Genomic DNA, 8,601 nt, shown 5'->3' with positions numbered 1-8,601 from the left:
CCGTGGCGGCCCGCGCTGCATGAGCATGCCCTTCTGGCGCGAGGACCTCTAAGTCTTTCCGTTTCCGGTGCGGTCTCCCTACAACCGCACCGGTTTCGCCCGTCAAACGGGCACCACTAGTATTTGCGTAATTCATTTCTTCGAAAGGATTCGAACCATGGGTGTTAACCTCTCCGGCCGTAGCTTCCTCAAGCTCCTCGACCTCACCACCGAGGAGATCGAGTACCTGCTCAAGCTCTCCAAGAACTTCAAGGACATGAAGCGCGCTGGCGTTCCGCACCGCTATCTCGAGGGCAAGAACATCGTCCTGCTCTTCCAGAAGACTTCCACCCGTACCCGCTGCGCCTTCGAGGTCGGCGGCATGGATTTGGGCATGGGCGTCACCTACCTCGATCCGGGTTCGTCGCAGATGGGCAAGAAGGAGTCCATCGAGGACACCGCCCGCGTTCTCGGCCGCATGTATGACGGCATCGAGTTCCGTGGCTTTGCCCAGGACGACGTCGAGGAGCTTGCCGCTAAGTCCGGCGTGCCCGTCTGGAACGGTCTGACCACCGAGTGGCACCCCACTCAGATGCTCGCCGACATCCTGACCGTCCAGGAGAACTTCAACTACGACATCAAGGGCAAGACCCTCGTCTTCATGGGCGACTGCAAGAACAACGTCGCTCGCTCCCTCATGGTCGTCTGCTCCAAGCTCGGCATGAACTTCGTGGCCTGCGGCCCCGAGGAGTGCATGCCCGCTGACGACGTCATCGAGGCCTGCAAGCCCATCGCTGAGGCCAACGGCTGCACCATCAAGCTGACCACCGACGTCAAGGACGGCGTCACCGGTGCCGACGTTATCTACACCGACGTGTGGGTCTCCATGGGCGAGCCTGACGAGGTCTGGGCCGAGCGCATCGCTCAGCTCACCCCGTATCGTGTCACCTCCGAGGTCATGGCTATGGCCAACCCGGGTGCCATCTTCCTGCACTGCCTGCCCAGCTTCCACGACACCAACACCACCATTGGCGCCGAGAAGTGCGAGCAGTTCGGCATCACCGAGCAGGAGGTCACCGACGAGGTCTTCGAGAGCCCCGCTTCCAAGGTCTTCGACGAGGCCGAGAACCGCATGCACACCATCAAGGCTGTCATGTACGCCACGCTCAAGTAAGAGCATCTAGCATCTCGCTCGGGGTGCATTCCTGCGCACCCCGAGCGCTTTTGTCTGGTAAAAATCTCGCACCGAGCGACATGCACGGCACGGAAGAGCCGCTTCGGGCGAGATCAGTAAATGATTTATGAAGGGGGGATGAGAACTATGACTGAGACCGCTAAGAAAAAGCGCGGTATGCCTTCATCGTTCACCATTCTTCTTGCTCTGCTGGCAATCGTCGCGGTTGTTACCGTTATCGTCTCCGGTACGTCCGGTGGCGCGGTTACCGCTGCCCGCCTGAGCGATTTCTGCACCGCCCCGGTCAAGGGCTTCGCTGACGCTCTGCCCGTCTGCCTCTTCGTTATGATCCTCGGTGGCTTCCTCGGCATGATGACCGAGACCGGCGCCCTGGACAACGGCATTGCCGTTCTGGTGCAGAAGCTTAAGGGCAATGAGATCATGCTCATTCCCGTGCTAATGTTCATCTTCTCCCTCGGTGGTACCACCTATGGTATGTGCGAGGAGACCGTTCCCTTCTACGCCCTGCTCGCCGCCACCATGATGGCTGCTGGCTTCGACCCTATGGTCGGCGCTGCCACCGTCCTGCTCGGCGCTGGCTGCGGCTGCCTCGGCTCCACGGTTAACCCGTTCGCCGTCGGTGCTGCCGTCGACGCTCTGACCGGCGTTGGCATTGAGGTCAACCAGTCCATCATCATCGGCCTCGGTGCCGTCCTGTGGATTGTTACCACTGTTATGTCCATCCTCTTCGTCATGAGCTATGCCAAGAAGGTCAAGGCTGACAAGGGTTCCACCATCCTTTCGATGCAGGAGCTCAAGGACGCCGAAGAGGCTCACGGCAAGGCTGCTTCCGAGGTTCACAAAGAGGTCAAGCTCACCGGTCGTCAGAAGGGTGTTCTGATCGCCTTTGCCTTCACCTTCGTCGTCATGATCGTCGGCTTCATCCCGCTGGCCGACCTCAACGAGGGCGTCGCCAACTTCTTCGATGCTGGCGCTGTCTATGACGCCGACGGTAACGCCATCGTTCAGGGCTGGTCTGCCCTGATCACCGGCCTGCCCATTGGCCAGTGGTACTTTGACGAGGCTTCCACCTGGTTCTTCCTCATGGCTGTCCTGATCGGTATCATCGGTGGCCTCTCCGAGAAGCAGATCGTCAACACCTTCATCACCGGCGCTGCCGACATGATGTCCGTTGTCCTCGTCATCGCTCTTGCCCGTGGCATCTCCGTCCTCATGGCTAGCACCGGCCTCGACGTCTACGTCCTCGACGCTGCCGCCAATGCTCTGGCTGGCCTGTCCGGCGTGATCTTCGCTCCCATGAGCTTCCTGGTCTACTTTGGCCTGTCCTTCCTGATCCCCTCGACCTCCGGTATGGCTACTGTCTCCATGCCCATCATGGGACCGCTGGCTGTTAAGCTCGGCTTCTCGCCCGAGGTCATGGTCATGATCTTCTCCGCCGCCATCGGCGTCGTGAATCTGTTCACCCCGACCTCTGGTGCCATCATGGGCGGTCTCGCTCTGGCTAAGATCGAGTGGACGACCTGGCTCAAGTTTGCTCTTAAGCTCATCGTCGCTCTCTCCGTCGTCTGCGCCATCATCCTGACCATCGCTTGCGTGATGATCTAAGTACCCCCTGGGTACCCCACGGAAACCATGACGATCCTATAACGGATCACCTGGTCATCGTCTGTCCGGTGGGGTAACCCCACCGGTAGACTCCTACCTTTGGCCCCCTCCCGTTCCGTGCGCGGGAGGGGGCGCTCTTGTGTTCCGGCGTTTTACCAAACGCCGGAACCACTCGACGCTGCAAGCCCGCCAGAGCGGCAATCTGACGTTCAATCGTCGGGCATGGCCAAAAGGCCTATGCCCTCCTCTTTCACGTCACCTTGCTCGCTCTGGTGGGCTTTCGCTGACTTATGCTCAACCTGCGGCGCTGCCATTGTTGGCGCAGGGGGCGGCTTGCTCGCTCTGGTGTCTGTTCGCTGTCCGTTCTCTGCCCGCGACGTTTCTGCTGTTGGTGCAAAGGGGTCAGGTTACTTTGCGCCAAAAGGGGAAGTTGCGGTGGAATAGTTCCCGTTTGGCCGTCTTGAGGGGTTAAACAGGAGCTATTTCACCGCAACTTATCGATGGCGTGTTTGGTTGGTGCCTGTTGATGGCCTGGGCATCGGGGAGGGCAGGCTCCGTTATAATCGCGTAGGAACTTAATTTACGAAACGGGACGGGAGCCATATATGCGCCAGGGTTTCGACAACGCGAAGTATATCGAGCTGCAGGCTGCTCACATTAAGGAGCGCATCTCGCAGTTTGGCGGCAAGCTGTATTTGGAGTTTGGCGGCAAGCTGTTCGATGACTATCATGCCAGCCGCGTGCTACCGGGTTTTGAGCCGGACAGCAAGTTCCGCATGCTCAAAAGCATCGCCGACGATGTCGAGGTTATCATCGCGATCAACGCGAACCACATCGAGAAAAACAAGGCTCGTGGTGACCTTGGCATTACCTATGACGAGGATGTGCTGCGCCTGGTTGACCTGTTCCGCGGCAACGGCTTTGCTGTCGCGGCCGTGGTCATCACCCAGTACGCTGGACAGCCCGCTGCCGATGTGTTCCGCAACCGCCTGAACGCGCTCGGTATTCCCGCCAAGCTGCACTATCCCATCGAGGGGTATCCGCACGATGTCGATCTGATCGTGTCCGACGACGGCTATGGCAAGAACGAGTTTGTCGAGACCACCCGACCGCTCGTTGTCGTGACGGCGCCCGGCCCTGGCTCGGGCAAGCTCGCCACTTGCCTGTCTCAGCTCTATCACGAGCACAAGCATGGCACGGCCGCCGGCTATGCCAAATTCGAGACCTTCCCGGTTTGGAATCTGCCCCTTACGCATCCGGTCAATATTGCCTACGAGGCCGCCACGGCAGACCTCGATGACGCCAACATCATCGACTCCTTCCACCTGGAGGCCTACAACAAGACCACGGTCAACTACAACCGCGACGTCGAGGCCTTCCCGGTAGTCCGTGCCCTGATGGAAAAGATCCTGGGCAAGAGCCCCTACCAGAGCCCTACGGACATGGGCGTCAATATGGTCGGTTTTGCCATCACCGATGACGATGCCTGCCGCGACGCTTCCAAGATGGAGATCGTCCGCCGCTACTTTACCGCGGTCGAAAATGTGCGCCGTACCGGCGTGGGCGATGAGCAAGTCGACCGTCTCAAGATTATTATGAAGAAAGCCGGCATCGATAAGAACTACTCACCGGCGCGCTCGGCGGCCCTCACCAGGGAGCAGCTGACGGGTGGTCCCGTGGGTGCCATGGTCATGCCCGATGGCTCCGTGGTGACCGGTAAGACCTCCACGCGCCTGGGCGCCGCAAGTTCGCTCATTATGAACGCCCTCAAGCATGTCTCGGGCGTCGACCTTGAGCTCGAGGTCATTAGCGATGAGGCGATCGAGCCCATCAGCAAGCTCAAGACGCATTTCCTGGGCAGCAAAAACCCGCGCCTCCACACCGACGAGACGCTTATGGCGCTGTCGATCACCTCGGCCACGAGTGAGACGGCCGCTCGCGTCCTTTCGGGCCTGGAGCAGCTGCGCGGTTGCGATGCCTTCTTTAGCGTGATTATCTCGCCGACGGACGAGACGGTACTGCGCAAGTTGGGCATCAACGTGTGCTGCGAGCCCAAGTTTGAGCGCCGCGGTTTCTTCCATCGCTAAGTTTGAAGCACCGCGGTAATTGCATTGCATTTTGGCCGTATCGGGTTAGCGCCCGGTACGGCTTTTTGATCAATAAAGCGTCTATTTCGGCGAAAAATAGCTGTTTACCTGCCTAGAAACAATTTGAGCGGTATACAATAACCGTAACTGTTTCATCCTTAGCGGGATGCCGCATGATGGATATTACCTGCCATCGTGAGGTGTGTCGGTCGCGCACGGCGCGTTAGATGCTCGTGCTCGGTTTGAGGAGGCTGCTATGGCGGGCAAGGGTCGTGCGAGTGTCAACGATATGAAGCGTGTCGAGGTGCTGGTGTTGATGGAGATCGACCAGCAAACCGAAGACAATGGCGGGCCGTATGGTTTCTCGCGCAAAACGCTTGCCGAGCGCGTGGGGGTTTCGCCGTATCGTGCCCGCGCCGCAATCGATCGCTTGGATTCCGAAGGTATGATTGATGTCGTCTCGCGTTATAGCGACGACGGCGGTCAGCTTGCAAATGGCATTTGCCTCACCGAACGTGGTGAGTGGTATCTTGAGGGCGTCCGTACCGGCATGCTCGTTCAAGAAATGCTTGAGGACGAGGTTGCTGATCGATAGCAGCATGTAACCCTTGCCATAGTGACGCCGCCTGGGAAACCGGGCGGCGTTTTGTTTCAAGATTGAGAAATGCAATCGCACGCGAGAAAAATTGCGGACGGTCCGCGGCGCGAGTATTACAATGAAGACCCGTAAGATGTGGATAAACAACTTCTACGGGAAGCGCAGGTAACTCAATATGACCAAGCATGTGTTCGTAACCGGTGGCGTGGTTTCGTCCCTGGGCAAGGGTATCACCGCGGCCTCGCTGGGCCGTCTGCTCAAGTCGCGTGGCTACAAAGTAACGATGCAGAAGGCCGACCCGTATCTGAACGTCGACCCCGGTACCATGAGCCCGTTCCAGCATGGTGAGGTCTTTGTAACCGAGGATGGTTACGAGTCCGACCTGGACCTGGGTCATTACGAGCGCTTTATTGATGAGAACCTGACCCGCGATTCCAACTTTACGACCGGTGCCATCTACAAAAGCCTCATCGCCCGCGAGCGTCGCGGCGACTTTTTGGGCGGTACCGTGCAGGTGATTCCTCACGTCACCAATGCCATTAAGGATAAGTTCCGCCGCATCGAGGAGCAGACCGGCTCCGATGTAGTCATCACCGAGCTGGGCGGCACGATCGGCGACATCGAGTCCCAACCGTTTGTCGAGGCCATTCGTCAGTACCGCAAGGAGGCCGGCCCCGAGAACGTCTGCTACATCCACGTGTCGCTCGTTCCCTATATCGCCGCCGCCCACGAGGTCAAGACCAAGCCCACGCAGCATTCCGTCAAGGAGCTCCGCAGCTTTGGCATCCAGCCCGATATTATCGTGTTGCGCTCCGACCACCATATCGATGACGCTATCCGCGGGAAGATCGCAAGCTTCTGCGACGTCGACACCGATTGCGTCTTTACCAACGAGGACTGCGCGAGCATTTACGATGTTCCGCAGCTGCTTGCCGAGCAGGACTTTGACCTGCGCATTTGCGAGCGCCTGGGTCTGGACCCGCGTGAGCGCGACATGAGCGAGTGGAATGAGTTCCTGCGCAAACAGAATCACGCCAACCATCACGCCGACAAGGTGAAGATCGCCGTCGTGGGCAAGTACACGCAGCTGCCCGATGCGTACCTGTCGGTTATCGAGGCCCTGCACCATGCGGGCGTCTTCTACGATCGCCATGTGGACGTCCAGCTGGTCGACGGCGAGAGCCTCGACGAGCAGAATGTCTCCGAGGTTCTGGGCGACGCCTCGGGCATCCTGGTCCCCGGCGGCTTTGGCAAGCGCGCCCTGGAGGGCAAGATCCTCGCGGCCGAGTTTGCCCGTGAGCACAAGATTCCGTATCTGGGCATTTGCCTGGGTATGCAGGTGGCCGTGTGCGAGTTCGCCCGCAACGTCGTCGGCCTTGCCGGCGCCAGCTCCTCCGAGTTCGATCCGGACGGCCCATTTAGCGTCATCGATCTGATGAGCTCGCAGGAGGACGTGACCGAGAAGGGCGGCACCATGCGCCTGGGCGCCTATCCGTGCAAGCTCGCCGCCGATACCCTTGCTCGCGAGGCATATGGCGAGGAGCTCGTCTACGAGCGTCACCGTCACCGCTTTGAGTTCAACAACGCCTTCCGCGACCAGCTTGAGGACGCCGGTTTGGTTATCTCGGGTCTGTCGCCCGACGAGCGCCTGGTCGAGATGGTCGAGCTGCCGCGCGACGTGCATCCTTGGTATGTGGCAACCCAGGCTCACCCCGAGTTCAAGAGCCGTCCGACCAACCCGCAGCCGCTGTTCCGAGAGTTCGTGCGTGCCTCGATCGGTCAGCACGAGGGCGTCGATCGCCTGCAGGTGACGCCCATGAACCTCGCTACGGACTAAGGGTGCCGGCGAACAAAGAGCATACCGAAGCTACTCCCTCGTCGCTCGCCGTGGCGGCGGGGGAGTATCTCGATTACCTCGCGGTCGAGCGGGGTTTGGCGCGCAACACGATTGCGGCCTATCGTCGTGACCTGACGACGTACTGCGCGTATCTGGAGCGGGCGGGCATCATGTCTTTTGATGAGGTGACTCGTCAGGTCGTGGAGGGCTTTGTCGCCGACCGTCGCGATGGGGGCTATTCCGATGCCTCGGTGGAGCGTGCGCTTGCGGCCGTGAAGGGCCTGCATGCCTTTTTGGTGCGCGATGGGATTGTGGCCCAAAATCCAACGGCGGCGTTGCGCCTGCCTAAAAAGGCTGAGCGTTTGCCGGAGTATCTATCGGTGGAGGATGTCTCGGCGCTGCTCGATCAAGACTTCCCCGAGGGCGAGATGGGCTTGCGCGACCATGCCATCTTGGAAGTGCTCTACGGATGCGGCTTGCGTGTGAGTGAGTTGGTGGGGCTCGATGTTGGCGATATCCATATCGACGATGGCTTTGTGCTCGTTCGCGGTAAGGGCTCAAAGGAACGCCTGTCCCCGTTGGTGGGAAGCGCGGCGCGAGCTCTGACGCGCTATATAACTAAGGGGCGTTCTCGCTTGGCGGCCCATGCCCACGGAACCGAGACCTCGGCGGTCTTTTTAAATAAGAACGGACGTCGCCTGTCGCGCCAGGCCGTGCATGCGATATGCGAGCGGTATGGGCGTCAGGTGGGGCTGGTGGGGCTCCATCCCCATACCTTGCGCCACTCCTTTGCCACCCACATGCTCGCGGGCGGTGCCGACCTGCGTGTGCTGCAGGAGATTTTGGGCCATGCCGATATTTCGACCACCCAGGTCTACACGCATGTCGACCGAACGCAACTGACCGAGGTCTATCTGGCGGCGCATCCGCTAGCACATCGCTAGCACCTCGCTGACCTGCATATTTATAAATACTAAAGGGGACGGGCCCCAGATTGCCGAGACGCACTTTTGCACGCATGGGCAATCTGGGGCTCGTCCCATTTTTCGCTAGACACCGACGCGGCGGTGGGCCGTGTGTACCGTGGGTGGGGGAGTTTGGGGGCGATGTGAACGGCATGTAAAGGGACGCAAAAATCGCCTCAAGGTCAACTTGAAGGTTGAGGTTGAAAGGCGGGGTGCCACAGGTGGCATCCCGCCGTTGCTGTAAACACAACATATTGTGTTTTCGAACATATGATTGGGGGTGTTTTGCAATATATGGTGGGTGGAGTGGTGGGGCGGGGTGGGGGAAGGGGTGG

Annotated in this window: 6 protein-coding genes; all 6 read left to right on the top strand. The window is 59.6% G+C overall.

Annotated features, from left to right (window positions below; genetic code table 11):
- Window positions 1-157: 157 nt before the first annotated feature.
- The 6 genes from argF to xerD all read left to right on the top strand — a co-directional run bounded on the left by argF (window position 158) and on the right by xerD (window position 8,245).
- Entirely contained in the window at window positions 158-1,153 is a 996-nt protein-coding gene (gene argF, locus DW645_RS08465) for an ornithine carbamoyltransferase (RefSeq protein WP_006234279.1), read from the top strand.
- A gap of 138 nt (window positions 1,154-1,291) precedes the next feature.
- The gene (locus DW645_RS08460; RefSeq protein ID WP_369832560.1) at window positions 1,292-2,779 is read left to right on the top strand and encodes a YfcC family protein; all 1,488 of its coding nucleotides are present in this window, start codon (window positions 1,292-1,294) and stop codon (window positions 2,777-2,779) included.
- Window positions 2,780-3,384: 605 nt separating this feature from the next.
- The gene (locus DW645_RS08455; RefSeq protein ID WP_006234276.1) at window positions 3,385-4,866 is read left to right on the top strand and encodes a DUF1846 domain-containing protein; all 1,482 of its coding nucleotides are present in this window, start codon (window positions 3,385-3,387) and stop codon (window positions 4,864-4,866) included.
- Window positions 4,867-5,122: 256 nt separating this feature from the next.
- A complete protein-coding gene (locus tag DW645_RS08450; protein WP_040358312.1) occupies window positions 5,123-5,461 on the top strand; it encodes a hypothetical protein in 339 nt (112 codons plus the stop codon).
- Between the two features lie 178 nt (window positions 5,462-5,639).
- The gene (locus tag DW645_RS08445; protein ID WP_055286060.1) at window positions 5,640-7,301 is read left to right on the top strand and encodes a CTP synthase; all 1,662 of its coding nucleotides are present in this window, start codon (window positions 5,640-5,642) and stop codon (window positions 7,299-7,301) included.
- A 2-nt stretch (window positions 7,302-7,303) separates the two neighbouring features.
- Window positions 7,304-8,245: a site-specific tyrosine recombinase XerD gene (gene xerD, locus DW645_RS08440; protein WP_118227232.1), complete on the top strand. Its 942-nt coding sequence runs from the start codon at window positions 7,304-7,306 to the stop codon at window positions 8,243-8,245.
- Window positions 8,246-8,601: the final 356 nt, after the last annotated feature.

Origin of the sequence: Collinsella sp. AM23-17 (assembly GCF_003470945.1) — a bacterium.
In the GTDB taxonomy this organism is placed as follows: domain Bacteria; phylum Actinomycetota; class Coriobacteriia; order Coriobacteriales; family Coriobacteriaceae; genus Collinsella; species Collinsella aerofaciens_O.
The sequence above is the reverse complement of the archived record's forward strand: the minus strand, read 5'-3'. Positions and strand labels throughout refer to the sequence as shown.

Excerpts from the sequence above, each read along its gene's own strand:
- argF (WP_006234279.1), top strand. The coding sequence starts at position 158 with ATGGGTGTTAACCTCTCCGGCCGTAGCTTCCTCAAGCTCCTCGACCTC.
- DW645_RS08460 (WP_369832560.1), top strand. The coding sequence starts at position 1,292 with ATGAGAACTATGACTGAGACCGCTAAGAAAAAGCGCGGTATGCCTTCA.
- DW645_RS08455 (WP_006234276.1), top strand. The coding sequence starts at position 3,385 with ATGCGCCAGGGTTTCGACAACGCGAAGTATATCGAGCTGCAGGCTGCT.
- DW645_RS08450 (WP_040358312.1), top strand. The coding sequence starts at position 5,123 with ATGGCGGGCAAGGGTCGTGCGAGTGTCAACGATATGAAGCGTGTCGAG.
- DW645_RS08445 (WP_055286060.1), top strand. The coding sequence starts at position 5,640 with ATGACCAAGCATGTGTTCGTAACCGGTGGCGTGGTTTCGTCCCTGGGC.